Raw genomic sequence first — 17,480 nt, 5'->3', positions numbered from 1 at the left:
CTCCAATTAAATACAATCATCGGTATGTGTTCATGGTTGAGTGCTTGCACACAATGGGGAAGATTAGAAGAAAAAAATTAGCTTTCAACTTATTAGAAAAAAAGCCTATTAATTTCTTCCCTCTTCCCTAAACATCCATCCGTTAAATCGGTTGAATTCTGTAAACTGCTTAGTTGCCGAACTGCTTATTTTGCCAATTCTCGATCGATAGCAGCGATCAGTTCGGGCGAATCGGGGCCAACACTGCTGCGGAATCGGGCAACCACTTCACCCTGTTTGCTAACTAAGAATTTCTCAAAATTCCAGGAAACCTCACCCTTGGGCTCGACTGCACTCGTAAGCTTAGCGTACAGCGGGTGCTGCTGAGTGCCTTTAGCGCGTACTTTGTCAAATAATTCAAAGGTGACGCCGTATTTGGTAGTACAGAAATTGACGATTTCTGGATTACTTCCGGGTTCTTGACCTCCGAAGTCGTTGCAGGGAAATCCTAAAACACGGAGTCCAGCCGCGCTGTACTTCTGGCTCAATTCTTCGAGCCCTTTGTATTGAGGTGTATAGCCACATTTGGAAGCTACATTAACTATCAAGAGTACCTGGCCAGCGTACTCTCCTAGCTGCTTGTCTTCGCCTGCGATCGTTTTTACTTTAATGTCGGAGATTGTGCTGGGCATTTTCAAATACTTTTAAATTTGACCACCACAATTTTACTGCAAGTCGCTACAATTTTGTCGAGAGGTCGATCGCTAAAAATTTAAATATCCCGGCCGGGGCGGGTTTACGGATCTCAGGCTTATATTATAGATATTGGTGAACCCGCCCCTACCAACATTACGGTTAATTTACCGAACACGATCTTAGTAGAGGGCGGTAAACTTTCCCCACAGAAGTGCTCGCCACAGTCCGCTCTTAGATTTAAGTTTCTCGCTAATAGCTAAAATCTACACCGAAAAGGACGAATATTTTAACTCTCTGAGTGGTGTTCCGTCATCCATTTTTGGTAAGTATCCTCAAGTTGTTTGTCTTCGAGAACGAGTTCTAGGCGGACTTTGACGCAACCGTGACGGGGTTGAGAGGCGATCGAATTTAAGATCTTGCTAGCTTTCTGGACAGAGGTAAATTCAGCCTTAACTGTCGGTTCTTGGCGATCGGTCTTAATCTCCGTCAAATCTATACCGGTGATGTTTCCCTCGCCTAAATCTATTTCTGCCAACACCTTCGGATCGTCGCCGACTTGTTCAACAATCAGCTTTTCCCACTGGATAGGTACTTGTACCATCCGAGTTTCAATTTCTTTACGCACTATGACTTCGCCGACTTTGCGCTTGCTGCGATTGATCACCAATCGTTCTTCTAGCAGGCGAATTACTTCTTGATCGACAATATCCAAGTTTTCCTCATCCTGATCTGTCTCCCAATTTGCATCTGTGCGATCGGTATCTGTTAGATTTGACATAACTGTTGAGGGATTTGTTGACTCACTGTTGCTAAATTCACTATGCGCTTCGGAGGCATTTTCTAAATACGGATGACCCCCATTTGCCGAAACTATCGGCAGCATATCGACTTGATCCGAATTAATAGTTACAAACAGCGCTTTTTGGTGATAATCGACTTTTTTTAGCAGCTTAACACTTAATAAAAAAATGCGGGGATTTTCGCTGCCTAGCCCAGCCACCACAAAGTTTAACTGACCGTTAGCATCAAAATAGACATCTTTAACTTTGCCGACCAAGTGACCTTGGTTGTCTTTGACGGTAAAACTTTTTAGCTTAGTTCTGACTTTTTCAGGTACCCGGTTGAGACGGGTTATTGATTTGGCAGTTGCTATTTTTTCTGCTGATGCTTGACCGTTCATTTTTTAAACTTTCCTGCTTAGGGATTTTTATTATGAATTGGTAAGGGGAAATTGGTAAAGGCGGGGAAAGTGCATCAACGTTGCCAAAACTAGACAAGTTTTGTACCCCCCCGCCACTCACATAGGAATTGCGCGATCGCTACCAATTCAATCAAACCTGCGCGGTGACAGAATTATGTCATTAAGGCGCAATTCCTATGCAATAGCTGTTGCGGTTGGTTTAGATCTTTTTATTTTTTTTATTATCTACAACCGCAGTTCCATCAGTCTTAACGTCTAATTCTTCACGACGCAAGGTTTCTTCGCCCTCAACCGTGCTGCGAACAACTTCTTTTGTGACGTTGACTTCTTCCCGGACGAAAGCTTCCTTGTGAATGTCGGCAGTTTCTTCGTAGACTTCCATGCGTGCAACTTCCCCAGATTGGAAGTCAGCGTCACCGACTGAAACTACTTGACCCGCTTCTACCGGGGTTACTCGATCGATTACGACTCGTTCTTTTTCAATGGGTACTGAAGCTCGCGCTGTTTCAGTTTCCACGCGCTTGCCAACTGCTACTTCGCCTGTTTTTGCGCGGTGTTTGTTGGCAATCAAGCGTTCTTCATAAAGCTTGAGATTTTGGTGCTGCTGTTCGTTGGTTTCGTAGAGGGGGCGGTCCATATCGTAGCTGTAGCTGCTGCGATCGTAGCTAGCAGGAGTTGCAGTGCGGGCAGCGGCAGTTCCTTGATTGCGGTAGACGCCTCTTACCTGTTCTTCGCGATCGTAATCTATTGCTTCTAATTCATTGTAAGCCGGCAATTGTTCTGCTTGAGCTTTGTTGCGAAGGCCTGTTGCGTAGACCCGATGGGCTCCGTAGTCGAAGCGAGCCGAGCCGATTGGCAACAATACTTTTTTGCCAAAAATCCAAATTCCGGTGTCAATTACCAGATAGCGGAAACGACCAGTGTCATCAACCAAAGCGTCATAAACCGTGCCTACTTTTTCATCAGAGTCGCCAGCATAAACATCAAATCCCTTGATGTCGTCTCCAGCAAAGATTTCTTCCTGATAATTAGGATAAAAGTCTGCTATTTTTTGAAGTGCCATGTGTTTTTTCCTCTTTGCTCTACTTACATTAATAGTAGAAATTAATTCGTTCAGTTCCCTCTCCCTAAAGTCAGAAGTGTATAATTTAGGTTGTTTAATACTATAGGAATACTACGGCATCTCTTCTTCTGTGGTAGCGCACTCAGCTATTTTAAAGATTGTAAAACTCTACAATCGTCAATCTTATAACAAGTATTAAAACTCAAAGCCAACCGTAGGGACACGGCATTGCTGTGTCCTACTCCCTTTGTTGGATACTCCTTTTCCTTTGCGGTGTGCCTACTGTTAATAATTGTTAACTAGGTGGTGAAAAATCAGCATTACATAGTAAAACACAAATATTAAAGCCCCTCATCTGGTAGGAGAGGGGCTTCAGGAAAGCTAGAAATTTTAAGTTCAGAGCTGATTGAATTGAGTTCTGATAGCTTCTATCCGACTGCGGTTAACTCCCAAATCCGACTGTCCCAGACGTGAAGCCGATCGCACATGGATGACTTTTGCTTCATCATCTACCAAAAATTCAACGTCATCAACAAACCCCATCAAAGCACTGGTAAACTCCGCATAGAGGTAATTATCAGTTGCAGTGATAATTTTAGTTTTCCCATAGGACTCGATCGCCCCTTTGAGCTTTGCCATAGCTTCCGCAGCGGACGAAGTGTATGCCAAAGGTTCAATTTTGTGTTCGGCATCTTGACTGAAGCTGCTGACGCAGTTGGGGGAACTCGGGCATGCTGCGAGTTTTCCTGACTGAATTCCGATATTGGCAGGTCTGGTTCCAGCAAACATTGTTTTTTCTCCGGGTATAGCGATAAAGCTAGCGATCGACAGTACCGCTACTGCTATCAGTGATATTAAAATAACCAGGACTTTTTTCAATGCTGTCGGCGATTTTGTTTCAAGTGTTTGCAAAGGATTAGCCCTCCTGAAAGTATAAATGCGGTATACTTTTCATATTAATTGAAATTAATATCAAAAAACTCAACAGACTTCTTTTGTTCTTCAATTAACCAGTAAGTCAGCATTCTTCCTTTACCTTTAATCGGGATATGACCCCGTTCTTCCAAAACAAACTGCTCTTTCAAACGCTCGTAAGTCGCCGCCGTTACTTGAATTTTACCAGGCAATCCGTTAGACTCCATACGTGAAGCAACATTAACAGTATCACCCCACAAATCATAGCTAAATTTACTAATTCCAATAATTCCAGCCACCACCGAACCGCTGTCAATTCCAAGCCTCAATTGAAAATTTTCTCCCATTTTGGCATTAAACCTTCTCAATGCTGCCTGCATCTCCAAAGCTAAAAGTGCGATCGCCTCAGAGTGATCCTCCCGCGGCGTCGGCAAACCCCCAACCACCATGTAAGCATCCCCAATCGTCTTAATCTTTTCCAACCCGTGCAATTCAGACAACCTATCGAACTCCGAGAAAATCCCGTTCAAAATTTCTACCAACTGCGTCGGACTTTTGTGAGCTGAAAACTCTGTAAAACCCACCAAATCAGCAAACAAGACGCTCACCTCATCAAAATGCTCCGCTATCAACTTTTGCTCTTTTTGCAAGCGATCCGCAATAGGTTTCGGTAAAATATTCAGCAGCAATTTCTCGGTTTGTCCTTGCTGCACTTTCAGCGCTGCTTCAGCTTGTTTTCGCTGAATCAACGAACCGAGCTGCGTAGCAACCGCGCTTACTAATTCCAACAAGCGCGGCTGACATTTCAAAACTTTTTCGCGATAAAAAATCAAAATAGCTAACACTTGATTGTCCGCTACAATTGGCACCCCAAAAGCCGCTTTTAATCCCACAGTCATCGCAATTTCCGCTCGTAAAAAAACTTGTTCCGGTGCAGTAGAAACATCATCGATCCATTCAGACTGCTGCGACTGCCAAATCCTACCTGGGAGTCCCACACCAGGAGCAAAAATTAACTGCCAACTTGTTTGTCGGAATTGGGCAAAACTGGAGTCACTGACGTACCTGCCTGTCGCGCATTTTAAAAAGCCCTCGCTGCAAGGAATCCAAGCTTCGCCCAGATTCCATTCAATAGTTTTGCAAATTAAACCTAAAATCACATCTATAGCAGACTCAAAATCCTCAGATTTGCTAATAGCTTGAGTCGCCTCCAGCAGCAATCTTGTTTCCATTTCCACCTGGTGGCGTTCAGCGATTTCTTGGTGCAACTGGATATTTTGAGCCGTCAATTTTTGATTTTTTTCTTGCAATTGCATTTGCAATGAACGCACAGTAAGTTGATTGCTCACTCGCGCCAATACTTCTTTCACCTGAAAAGGTTTGGTGATATAATCGGCTCCGCCCACTTCAAAAGCTTTTGCTTTATTTATTCCTTCTTCTAGCGCGCTGAGAAAAATGATGGGAATTTCCCTAAATTCCGATTGTGATTTTAATTTTTTACATAGTTCGTAGCCGTCAATATCCGGCATCATAATATCGAGTAAAATCAAATCTGGTGCGCTAGATTGAATAGCATCTAACGCCGAAAAACCATTAGTAACTGGTCGAACTTTATAGCCATTTTTTTGCAAAATCCTAATCAACAAACGCAGATTATCTGGCGTATCGTCAACTACTAAAATATCGGCTTGATAGTTTTCAGTTTGTTCCGCCTTGATCTGCATTATTTGATTCCTCCGCCTCGGCAATTAAATTGAGAATTTTCTGGTAATCAAAATTATCGAGATGACCCTGGAGGATTTCCGCCAATTCAGGATGTGGCTCCCTTATTTCATCGATAGTCTTGACAATTAAGTCAAAATCAGCACTGCGGATTACCTGCTTCATGTTGTCTATCCATTCTGCGGGAAGTGTAGGTAAATAAGCAAGCGCAGCATTAGCGAAGGAGCCAGATAAATTATTTCGATCGCCTATTGAGATAAAGTCCGTTGAGTTAGAGTAGAGATACTTCACCCCCAAATGTTTGGTGAGGGTATCAAATATATCTGTTTTGCGGAAAGGTTTGCTAATAAAATCGTCGCAGCCGACCAATAAAGCAAACGCTTGCCTCCCTTCAATTGTACTAGCTGTCAAAGCAATAATCTTTGGAATCGGGGAGTCGGGATGGGACATATTCATTTCCCCCTCTTGCTCTCTCTGCTTGATTCTAGCCTTAATTTGTTTAGTAGCTTCGTAGCCGTCCATTACGGGCATTCGCACATCCATCAAAATTAAGTGCGGATGCCAATTTTCCCACATTTCTATTGCTTCCTGGCCGTTGGTGGCTTGTTCCACCCCGAAACCTAAAGGAGAAAGCATTTTGACTAAAAGTTGGCGGTTGTCTTCGCGATCGTCCACAATTAAAATCCGGTAGCACGGTTGATTGGGTTCCAACCCAGTAACTTCGCGGTTAAGTTGCGGATCGGGAAGCTCAGCAGCATCAACTGCACTGACTGGAATTTCAAATTTAAAAGTGGTGCCAAGTTCCAGTTGACTTTCTACGACAATTTCTCCTCCCATCAGACGGACAAATTGACGGCTGATCTTCAATCCTAAACCCGTGCCTTTCTGAATTTTTTGACCGGAAGCTGTTTGCACAAACGCCTTAAAAATATTGCCCAATTCTTCGGGAGCAATGCCAACTCCTGTATCTTCAATTTCAAATAGAAGGAAAAAACCCGGCACAGTTGAATCCTCAGCCTCATCGCTCCATTCAACCTTGGCAAAATCACTGCTAGTTCTCGAAAAATCCCGAATACTTCTTGTGGTATCAAAGCAAGCTGTGGGACTATCCAATAAATCCATAAATCCCGATCCTTCTAACTTTATCACTCTTAAAATGATTTCGCCTGTTTGCGTAAACTTAATCGCATTACTCAAAATATTAATCAGCACTTGCCGCAGTTTAATATCATCGGTTCGCACGTACTGAGGAACGTCAGCATCGCGCTGGAAATGCAACTGCAATTCTTGATTATGTACTCGCAGTTGAAACATATCTTGCAAATCGTCAAGCAAGCGGTAGAGGTCGAAATTTTTCGGGTTGAGCGTCATCCGCCCCGCTTCGATTTTTGACAAGTCTAAGACTTCATTGATCAAGGTCAGCAAATGTTCGCCACTACGGCGAATAATTCTCATATTTTCTTGGTTTTCGACAGTAAGATCCGGGCTGGGTTCCATGATTTGTGCAAAGCCGAGTATAGAATTGAGAGGGGTGCGTAACTCGTGGCTCATATTGGCAAGAAACGTGCTTTTAGCTTTGTTTGCTGCTTCAGCAGCTAATGCGGCTTGTTGCAGTTGTTCTGTGCGTTCGTCAATTTGGGCTTCTAATGTGTGGTGGTAATCTGCTAGTATTTTTTCGGCTTGTTTGCGATCGCTAATATCTTGAAAAGCTGCGATCGCATAAACAATATTTCCGCTAGCGTCAAAAATCGGCGTGGTATTGATCTCGATCGCAATTCTTTGGCCATCTTGACGGATTTCTACATCGTCAACCTTGACAGATTCTCCTTTCAGTGCACGCAAAATTGGCAGATTATCCGGCGGGTACAGCTCATCAGTATTGGCAACATAAAGTTGATAAGTGGCAGCTAATTGTTCCGCAGTGCTTTCCGGGATAGTGTCTGCACCCAGCAAATCCCGCGCTGCCTGGTTGAAATAGGCGATCGAACCATCGGAATGATAAACAGATACCCCCACTGGCAAAGCTTCTAAAAATTGACTCAGGCGGCTTTCACTCGCAGACAGCGCCTCATTTACTAGCTTTAACTCCTCGTTTACTTCTTGCCGCTTATGAATTTCATCTGTTAACTTTTGATCTTGCAAATAACTGTGAACTGCTTCTACTACAGTTAATTTTAAGTCTTCATTTTGCCAAGGTTTAGGGATATAACGGTACAATTTAGCATACTTAATAGCATTACTCAGGGCTTCCAAATCTGCTTGCCCCGTTAGCATAATGGTCAGTGTCTCCGGCGAGCTTTCGTGAATTTTTCTGAGCAGTTCATCCCCTTTAATATCCGGCATGATATAATCGGAAAGCACCAAAGCAATCTCGTATTCATCTGCCTGCAAATCTGCCAGCAACTCTAAAGCATCAGCCCCCCCTTCAGCGGTTTCAATTATACACCGATCGCCGATCGCCTTTTTCAGTTCAATCTTTAAACTATTCAAAACGTCAGGTTCATCATCAATACAAACAATCACAGGTTTTTTCATAACTTAGCCAGCCCAGATTTTATAGTCTCTATTAAGTCTTTGGTTTGCCAGGGTTTGTACAAACAACAGTATAAATCTGCTTCTTCTACTGCCCGCTGAACAGCCGCTGCATCGGCTTGTCCAGTCAACATCACTTTAATAATTTTAGGATATTTTTGGTGAATTTTAATTAAAAGTTCATCACCTTTAATTCCCGGCATCAGCCAATCAGAAACAACCACAATAACCTGAGCTTTTTCTTGAAAGTCCTCCAGTAAATCTAAAGCTTCATCACCACTTTCAGCTAATTCATAAAAATAATCACTTTTAAATTCTTTTTTGAGCTGAATCTTGAGATTATTCAAGATATCCGGTTCATCATCAACGCAAAGAATTATAGGCTTATTCATCTTTTCCTCTCTGCTTAAATTTTAGTAGGTTTACCGACATGACTTGCTTTTACGTTATTGATTTCGGGCAAGGATGCAGGATATCTGTCCCCTATCTTATTTTAATAGGACTTCCGAAGATAAACCCGGTTTCTTGTAATAAATCTTGTATTTGTCAGGGAGACAGCGACGAGTGTCACCGGGAATCAGCCCCCTGCAGGTAAGTTTTGTTTAATAAATTGGCAGCGAGACGGTAAAAGTTGTCTGCCCCGGTACAGAATCTACAGCAATTGTGCCTTCGTGCTTTTCCACAATTTTTCTCACAATATCCAATCCCAAACCGCTACCTTCGCCCGCAGATTTAGTCGTAAAAAAGGGCTGAAAAATTTTGGGAATAACTTCTGAGGGAATACCTTTGCCGTTATCAGTAAACTTGAGAAAAATCTTTGTCTCTTGCTGCCGAGTTTCAATCGTCAAAATACCTTTATAATCCATTGCTTGCAGGGCATTATGAACGAGATTTGTCCAAACTTGATTTAAGTCATCTGGATAGCACATAATGTCGGATAAATCTCCATAATTTTTAACTACTTCTATACCGTGTTTCAGTTGATTTTGATAAAGTGTTAACACCGTTTCAATGCCATCGTGTAAGTTCGCCTGGACTTTTTCTGGTTGGCTATCAAAATGAGCGTAGGTTTTTAAGGCAAATACTACTTTCCCAGACTTCGCTGTCGCTCTTTGGATCAAGCTAATACTTTTTTTAAAGCTCGCAAACTGGTAAGCACTATTTAAAACTACTTCCCAATCCGGCGATGTAAAAAGCGGCAAGAACTCTTCTATTTTTTCGTAGATTTCCATGTCAACTAAAGTATCCGCAATTTCCTCGGAGTTTTCAACAGATTCTGCCATCAAATCCGCCGCCAACTGCTGCTTAAATTTGCGTTTCTCTCTGCTTGTGAAGAGAACTTCTTGATGGGTTGCTCTGTACAGTAAAGCTAAAAAATAAGCTTTGCTTTCGTCAGAAAGTTGTTGATAAATTTCAGGAAATTTTTCTAAAAACTCGTCGGAGAAATTAGCTATATTATTAATAGAGGAACCTATAATGCCCAAGGGGGTATTGATTTCGTGGGCAATGCCGGCAATCAGTTGTCCCAGGGCTGCCATTTTTTCCGATTGAATCAAATGCTCTTGGGTGGCTTGCAGTTGGTGCAGCGCCGTTGCCAAATCTTGATTTTTCTCTTGCAAAGTTTGTTGCAGTGAACAAATTTTTAAATGAGTTTCTATCCGGGCTAAAACCTCTTCAACCTGAAACGGTTTAGTAATAAAGTCAACTCCGCCAACTGCAAAAGCTTTAACTTTATCTAGCACGTCATTGATCGCACTAATAAAAATAACAGGAATGTCTTTGGTAATTTCAGAAGCTTTGAGTTGCTGGCAAACTTGATAGCCATCCATTTCCGGCATCATAATATCCAGCAGCACTAGATCCGGAGGTATTTTTTGAGCGGCCGACAATGCTAGCTTGCCATTGGGTACGGGGCGAACTTGATAGCCTTTTTCGCTCAAAATTCCTGCCAGCAGTCGCAGATTTTCTGGCGTATCGTCTACTACTAAAATATTAGCTCGATTGGTTCTAGGTAAAGTTGAAGTCATCGGATATTTACTGTTTCTCGGTGAGTTCGATTATGTTCAAAATTCTGTCATATTCAAAATTATTTATGCAATCTTGAAGCTTGCCCGCAAGAGAGGGATTGACAGTGCCGATTTGTGCGATCGAAGTTGCGATCGCCTCCATGTCCACACTCAAAATACTTTGCTTGAATTGGGGTATCCAGTCTGGAGAAAGAGAGGCAAAAGCCTCCGGTGTCAGCACCTCCTGACTTGACTCCTCTACACCTGCGGCACTTACTGCGGTTGGATCTTCATAAATATAGCGTACTCCTAAATGTTTTCCCATTGCCACAAAGATATCCTCCTCTCGAAACGGTTTCCGCATAAAATCATCACAACCCGCCGAAAGAATCACCGCCCGTTCTTCCTCCAAAACGCTAGCAGTTAGGGCCACAATCGCCGTTGCTTGCCCGCCAGTTGTAGTTTTAATCTGTTTCGTTGCCTCATAGCCGTCCATGACAGGCATTCTCATGTCCATCCAAATCAGATGCGGTTCCCACTCCATAAAAATATCAACCGCTTCTTTACCGTTATTCGCTTCTCTCAACTCAAATCCGAGTGGACTGAGAAGTTTTACTAACAGTTGGCGGTTCAAAGGTTTGTCGTCCACAATTAGCAAGCGATAACTCGGCTGATTCGGTTCGAGGGCAACAACTCGACGTTGAGTTTTTTTGCTTTCAATATCACTAGCTTCAACCAGATGAACTTGGATGTCAAACTGAAATACTGCACCCTTTCCGATCTCGCTGCTAACAGTAATTTCACCTCCCATTAATTGCACAAACTGGCGACTAATAGCTAAACCTAAACCCGTTCCTTCCTGAGAATCTTTACCTGTTTTCGTCTGCACGAATGCTTCAAACAACTGATGGATTTCCTCAGCAGCAATGCCGGCACCAGTATCTTGAACTTCAAAGTGCAGCCAGTAGCGGCCGGGCAATTGGTCAGTGCTGTTTTTATGTATATTCCGCCTTCCTGCTTTGACTTGCACCGAGACTCCCCCTTCTGAAGTAAATTTAATTGCATTATTGAGTAAATTAATTAACACTTGTCGCAATTTAACTTCATCAGTACAAATGTAATGGGGAACTTCTGCGTCTCTGTCGAAGATTAATTGCAAACCTTTTTGCTCAGCTTTGAGAGCAAACATATCTTCTAAATCGTCGATTAGTTGGTACAAATCGAAGCTTTTTGAATTAATAGTCGTGCGTCCGGCTTCGATTTTTGACAAGTCTAAAACTTGGTTAATTAAAGCCAGTAAATGTTCGCCACTCCGCAGGATAATTCCGACATCTTCTTGATTTTCCTGAGACAAAGTTTTACTGCGGATCATGACTTGAGCAAAGCCGATGACCGCGTTCAGTGGCGATCGCAATTCGTGACTCATATTGGCGAGAAAGGTACTCTTCGCTTTGTTTGCTGCTTCGGCCGCTTCTTTCGCCTGCTGCATTTTGATTTCCGCTTGTTTGTTATCAGTAATATCTTTAATAAAACCTTCGTAGTAAAGTAGAGTTCCTGCTTCATCACAGACAGCGCGACAATTTTCCGAAATCCAGATTATGCTGCCATCTTTGCGGTAAATTTCCGATTCAAAGTTTGATAGTATCCCGTACTCGTTCATCAGCGCTGCAAATTCGTCGTGGCGGTTGGGTTTCACGTAAAGCTGGTTATTGAAATTCGGCTGTGCTGCTATTAAATCTGCAGGCGATTCGTAACCGTAGATGTTAGCTAAAGCGGGGTTAGCGCTGATATATTTCCCGTCAATAGCAGTTTGAAAAATTCCATTCAAAGCATTTTCATAAATATTGCGGTACTTTTCTTCTGCTTCCCGGAGTGCAGTTTCGGCTTTTTGGCGCTCGGTAATATCGCTAGAAATCGACAAAAAACAAGCTTCTCCGTCAATATCGATGGTTTCTATCGACAGCAGTGCAGTTCTTTCTGTACCCTTTTTATTGCGAAACCTCAGCTCATAATTGTGAAGAGCCGTCTTATTTTTTAACATTTTAATCATGCGATCGCGCTCTCCCAAACTAGCCCAGAAATTGAGTTCTACCGCTGTTTTTCCAATAATTTCTTCGTGACTGTAACCCATCATCCGACAAAAGCTCTCATTGGCTTCTATGTGGCGACCATCGCTAATTCTAGTCAGGGTAATTGCATTAGGACTTAAACGGAAAGCTTTAGAAAACTTTTCTTGTACCTTAGCAAGATCGGCGGTACGTTCTGCAACTTGCGCTGCTAAATTGTCGTTGTATTCCTTTAATACTTTATCGGCTAGTTTGCGTTCTGTAATATCTTGAAAAGCGCACATCCCGTAGATAATATTTCCTTGAGCGTCATAAATAGGAGTTCCCCAAACTTGTAAGGGAACAGTTTTGTCAGTTGAGGAAATTTCAATGTCATCAACAATTACACTTTTACCCTGCAAAGCATTTAAAATTGGGTCGCGTTCCGCCGGGTAAATTTCCTGAGTGCCAGCTAAATAAACTCGGTAGGATTGACGTAAACTTTCGGAATCTGCTGGTACAATTCCTTGAGATAAAAGTTGCTCTCCGGTAGGGTTAATGTAGTGAGGTTGACCGTTGGGATCTGCAATAAAAATCCCTAGCGGTACTGCATTGAAAAATTGTTTTACTCGGTTTTCGCTTTCCGACAGAGAAGTAAATGAATGCTGCAATTGATCGGCCATGCTGTTAAAAGCAGTGGCAAGTTCTCCGAGTTCATCTTCGCGATTCAGAGTGAGCTTTGTATCCCATTCATTCCGCGCCAAAGCTTTCGCCGCCGCATTCAATTTTAAAATAGGCTGAACCACCCATTTAGCAGTAAGAATTCCCAGAATTGTCGCCGCAATCAAAGCTGCAACCGACAGCAAAAAAGTCGTGCGCGTATTGGCGTTAATTTGCTCCATAAAGTCAGATTCGGGTACAACTACTACAATCAGCCAATCCAACCCTCGATCGTCTTTAAAAGGAGCTACCTGAACAAAATTTCGCTTGCCATCAACATCAAAAGTAAGTTGTTGAGAATTATTGATTTTAGCTAAGCTGTCGTAGGATTTATCTAAATGTTGTGCAGTTTGGCTAATTACCGGATTCTCGCTTTCTGAAGCTTTAATGCGTCTTGTTTCTTTACCTTCCACCACGAATTCTTGACTCGCCGTTGAAGTAGCAATTAACATCCCTGATCGCTCCATGACAAAAGTTTGTCCTGATTTGCCAATTTTGAGGCTAACCAAAAATTCTTTGATTCGGGAAAACAGCAAATCGCTGCCAGCTACTCCTAACAATTTGCCAGCATCGTCGTAGATAGGCAAAGCAGCAGTAATTGCCAGTTCCCTAGTCAAAAAATCTGTATAAATAGGAGTCCAAATAGGTTTTTTGCCCGCAGCCGCAGCTATGTACCAAGGGCGAGTTCGCGGGTCGTAAATGTTGGGTGAAATTTGCACTAATTGAACGCGGTTCCCCTGAGAGTCCGCAGTATATCGAGCTAATTTATTGCCAGTAGAGCTGTCAGCAGCCGATATCAAAGTCCCATCTTTAGTGCGGATTGCTCCCGAATGTTCTCCATTTTCTTTGCCTGTGTAAATGATACTGATAGAATCAAAATATTGAATTTGTTTGAGGAAATAATGTTCGAGTTTTTGCTGGTCTTCTAGGTTCAACTGTCCCAATTTTATCGATTGAAGGTTCAGGTAATTTACAATGTGGGGAATTGACATATAATGTTCCATGCGGTCTTTGATGCGATCGCTAATTTCTCCCCGCAACTGAGCGGCAACATCGTTGACTGCCCGCTGACCGTTTTGGAAAGATAGCCAACCTACAAGTCCTACCGTGCCGACAATTTGGACTAAAAAAGGAACCACGAGCACGGTTTGTAATGGAGCTTTGCCGATAATTTTTGTAGCCAAACGATTGAGGGGTTTAGAAAACATATTCATCCTAAAATTAATTAAAAGTGGCAGTTGAAATTAGTAGATGTTAAAATATTGGAGCGAGAGACGAGCGAGTAATATCAAATCGGGTTAATCACTCACCGTCAAATTGTTTTCTATCGACCTTTAAGGGTTTTGAGGACTTCCGTCGTCACTAAGTAGGTGCAAATAAACCTTACATGGTTCGGGCGGGTGAGAGGACTCATCTACTCGCTTTGATCATGGATCTTAACTCAACCCTCCCTGATAAGATACTATGGTTATTTTGCGATGACCTACTTACAAACTTACAGTTCGCGATCGCACTCCGACCCAAGACAGCGGGTTTCGATTTCGCTCAACCACCGGGTTTTTTACTGCATCTGCAGGCTCGAACGAAGTATTGCTGTGAAAACAACAAGGTGAGGATTACCCGTGGATCGCGAACTAACTTAATCAGGACTTACGCACTCAAGGGCGTTAAATCAAGGGTTTGAGATTGCTTCACTACGTTCGCCAGGACACAAAATCTTAGTACGTGCGTAAGTTTTATTAATTAGAGTACGATCGCCCAAATGTTAGCACGATCGCACTATCCACAGCAGCACACACCCGAAAAATCTGTATTTACCTGCGATTCAACTCCATCCTTTCGCCGTAACGTAACAGCATATCCAAACTCTCCAAACGATTTTGCCAAGTTTGCACCTGATAGCTATTTTCAGCAGAATGCAAACGCATCGAAGATTGAAATTGAGATTGAAAACCCCTTAACAATCTTTTAGTAGTTGCTAAACTTTCCGTAGAAGGATTTGCCGCCAACTTACTCAAAGCTTGGGCCAATTCCTCCGATCGACTTTGCAAAACTTTTAGTTCAGATTCCGACACCCGCAACTGATTGTTAGCCAACAAAAAACTCCATTCCTGCTTGAGAGCAGTATACCGCGAAGCCGCCGCCGCAAACGGCTGTCGGTAAGGAATCGGCTCCGCTGCAGAAGTGGAACGCACTGGCGTGCCTTGAGTGCGGTTAAAAAAACCCTGCATCCCGCTGCTGATACTTTCCACCGCAAAAATAGCATAGCCCCCAGTCGGCAAATCGCGCAAAGCTTGAATTTGGTCGATCGCCACAACTTCCGGGAGAGTCAACAACTTAACCGCCGGAGAAATCAAAGCCGAACCCAGAATTTGTTCATTTACCAGCGGTTCGGTGATGCGCTGAAGTCGGTTCGTATCCAAAGCATAAGTCATCGGCACAATCAAATCTACAATGCCCTGACGAGCCCAAACTTCCCAATTTTGCTGGATTTTGTAAATCCGCTGACTTTCCGGGTGCGGAAACACTGCCACCGAAAGAATTGTGCGCGGATAATTCTGTCGCAAAAGCTGAGAAACTTCAGCTACAAAACTATTAATTTGATTAGTTTTAAACTCAACCCACTGCCGCCACAAACTGCCGTTCCTAGGGGAAATATTCACCGGATCTGCACCAGTCAACTGCTTAAATTGCTGCCTCCCCGCAATACCGTAACCGTAAGTAAAATTCGCATTATCATCTTGAAAAGGATAGCGAATATAGTCTAACTGTACCCCATCTACTTTGTAGTTATTGGCAATTTCGCTGACAATTCGCAGCAAATAATTCCGCGCTTCCGGGTTCGCTGGATCTAGATAAAATTTACCATCGTTAGGATTTTGCGTGCGTCCTTTATTGTCAATATTTGCCCACTGTGGATGAGCGGAAAGCACTGGGCCGGGATAAGAACTAGGCTGGCCAATTAAAGTATTGTGGCGCTTATTTCCTGTGGCAAAAACCCAGACCCAAGCGTGCAGTTCTATGCCTCGCTCGTGGGCTAATTTAACCGCAGATGCTAGCGGGTCCCAGCCAACAGTCAGGGGATTTTGTTGCGGTGCAACTTGACTGGGATAAATCGTATATCCGGCATTCAATGTTTCAAAGAAAACAGTATTGATACCGGCGGCGGCGAGTCGATCGAACACTGCCGCCAAACCCTGTTCCGATCGTGCCGCGACGATCGTCCCGCGATCGAGCCAAACCGCCCGAATTTCCGCCCCAACGCGCTGTCCTTCCTTCGGGTAATTTTGCCACAGCAACTGCCGCGCTTCCACCCACTGCTTTCTAGCCTCGGCGTAGTTTTGCTGTTGCAGGAGTTGGTCGAAAGTTTGCAAAACCTGCCGCGCTTGGGCGATCGCCCGTCCCCTGATCGCTTGCAGAACAGGGGGGCGGCTGGCTGCCGGGCCGCCTCCGCCCTGTTCTGCAGCCACCAGTTGAGGGGAGGTAGCAGCATTGAGATTGATGGCGGTATTGGCTGAATTAGATGCTGTCAGGGCGCTTTCAAACCGGCCGAGGAGGTTAGTGAGTTCTTGGCGCATCAAGTACGCTTCAATGCTGACGATCGGCTTATTGGAATTTGGCTGCACGTCCAAACCGGGTGGCGCCGACTGATCGGAAGGGTCTGTAAAAGTTGCAGGTACTGAATCGGGAACCGAGCCAGAGGGAGAAAGTCGGCTCAGCGGGTTACTACGCGGCAAACTAGGGCTGTTTCTAGTGACTCTTGAGGGGGGAGTTGGCAGTGGGGTCGCGGCAGTAGTGGGCGGCGCTACAGGCTGCGAAGCGATTGTGCCTCCCCAGCGGGCGATCGAGGCTTGCAGCCAAGCCTTATCTACATTTGCCGAACCGTCGCTACCCCAGCGCCAGCCGAGATAGGTAGCGCGATCGGTGGCGATGGCTGCGGAGGAACCGGAACTATCTTTCCAAGTAGCAATAGTTTGACTATTCGCATCAGCCGGAATCAAGACACCGCCTTGGACTGAGGCATTTTTTTGTTCGGGTGGCATCCAACTGCTAGAAGTAGTGCAAGCGAGATCCCGACAGCGGCTGCGCGGTTGCGGAGTCGCGGGTTGGGTTAACGGAAAAGCCCAATAGGCCCCTAGGAGCGATCGCAAAGATTGGCGCACCAAAGCCGGGGAACTGCGGCCGACGGGGCCCGAAGCAATCAAGCGGCCGCCCTGGGATGCCCAAGCTTCTAAAACTTTAATTTGCGTCGGAGTCAAAGTTTCAATGTTGGGTAAAAACAGCACGTTAACGCCTGTTAAATCCGCCGTACTTTTGATTTCTTCGAGATTGATTGGTTTGTAAGCAATGCCACTTTCCCAGAGGCGCGTGGTAATCTTTACCCAGTCGGGAGAATTCTCGGAACTGCGAACAACGCCCAGAACTACTTCTGCGAAACTCGGAGAGGGAAATAGGATGAAGAGATTGAGTAATGTACTCGCTAGAGTTCCAATTAAGACTCTTTGCAAGAAAGTGAAAAAGCGCAATTTTTTAGCCTGGGAGCAGGCATCCGGCAGTTGATCAGGCTTATTGATTTGTTGCATAAATATGAGAATTACTCA

At 44.0% G+C, this 17,480-nt stretch carries 10 protein-coding genes; all 10 read right to left on the bottom strand.

Features of this window, described 5'->3' with window-relative positions; genetic code table 11:
- Nucleotides 1–185 precede the first annotated feature (185 nt).
- The 10 genes from QUB44_RS14705 to QUB44_RS14660 all read right to left on the bottom strand — a co-directional run bounded on the left by QUB44_RS14705 (nucleotide 186) and on the right by QUB44_RS14660 (nucleotide 17,462).
- A complete protein-coding gene (locus QUB44_RS14705; protein WP_333161383.1) occupies nucleotides 186–671 on the bottom strand; it encodes a glutathione peroxidase in 486 nt (161 codons plus the stop codon).
- A 290-nt stretch (nucleotides 672–961) separates the two neighbouring features.
- Nucleotides 962–1,855, bottom strand: coding sequence for a DUF2382 domain-containing protein (locus QUB44_RS14700; RefSeq protein ID WP_333161381.1), 894 nt, complete (start codon nucleotides 1,853–1,855; stop codon nucleotides 962–964).
- 220 nt (nucleotides 1,856–2,075) lie between these two features.
- Nucleotides 2,076–2,939, bottom strand: a complete 864-nt coding sequence (locus QUB44_RS14695) for a DUF2382 domain-containing protein (RefSeq protein WP_333368608.1) — start codon at nucleotides 2,937–2,939, stop codon at nucleotides 2,076–2,078.
- 396 nt (nucleotides 2,940–3,335) lie between these two features.
- Nucleotides 3,336–3,851, bottom strand: coding sequence for a DUF1499 domain-containing protein (locus QUB44_RS14690; RefSeq protein WP_333368605.1), 516 nt, complete (start codon nucleotides 3,849–3,851; stop codon nucleotides 3,336–3,338).
- Between the two features lie 44 nt (nucleotides 3,852–3,895).
- Complete coding sequence (locus QUB44_RS14685) at nucleotides 3,896–5,578, bottom strand: adenylate/guanylate cyclase domain-containing protein (RefSeq protein WP_333368602.1); 1,683 nt, start codon at nucleotides 5,576–5,578, stop codon at nucleotides 3,896–3,898.
- Complete coding sequence (locus QUB44_RS14680) at nucleotides 5,553–8,111, bottom strand: response regulator (RefSeq protein WP_333368598.1); 2,559 nt, start codon at nucleotides 8,109–8,111, stop codon at nucleotides 5,553–5,555. The genes QUB44_RS14685 and QUB44_RS14680 overlap by 26 nt, the downstream gene beginning before the upstream one ends.
- Nucleotides 8,108–8,500: a response regulator gene (locus tag QUB44_RS14675; RefSeq protein ID WP_333368596.1), complete on the bottom strand. Its 393-nt coding sequence runs from the start codon at nucleotides 8,498–8,500 to the stop codon at nucleotides 8,108–8,110. The genes QUB44_RS14680 and QUB44_RS14675 overlap by 4 nt, the downstream gene beginning before the upstream one ends.
- A gap of 210 nt (nucleotides 8,501–8,710) precedes the next feature.
- Nucleotides 8,711–10,135, bottom strand: coding sequence for a response regulator (locus QUB44_RS14670; protein WP_333368593.1), 1,425 nt, complete (start codon nucleotides 10,133–10,135; stop codon nucleotides 8,711–8,713).
- Nucleotides 10,136–10,142: 7 nt separating this feature from the next.
- Nucleotides 10,143–14,087, bottom strand: a complete 3,945-nt coding sequence (locus QUB44_RS14665; protein ID WP_333368590.1) for a PAS domain S-box protein — start codon at nucleotides 14,085–14,087, stop codon at nucleotides 10,143–10,145.
- A 606-nt stretch (nucleotides 14,088–14,693) separates the two neighbouring features.
- On the bottom strand, nucleotides 14,694–17,462 hold the full coding sequence (locus tag QUB44_RS14660) for a family 10 glycosylhydrolase (RefSeq protein ID WP_333368587.1): 2,769 nt from the start codon (nucleotides 17,460–17,462) through the stop codon (nucleotides 14,694–14,696).
- Between the last annotated feature and the right edge of the window lie 18 nt (nucleotides 17,463–17,480).

The organism is Microcoleus sp. AT3-D2 (assembly GCF_036705715.1).
Taxonomy (GTDB): Bacteria; Cyanobacteriota; Cyanobacteriia; order Cyanobacteriales; family Microcoleaceae; genus Microcoleus.
This window is presented reverse-complemented; position numbering and strand designations above follow the sequence as displayed.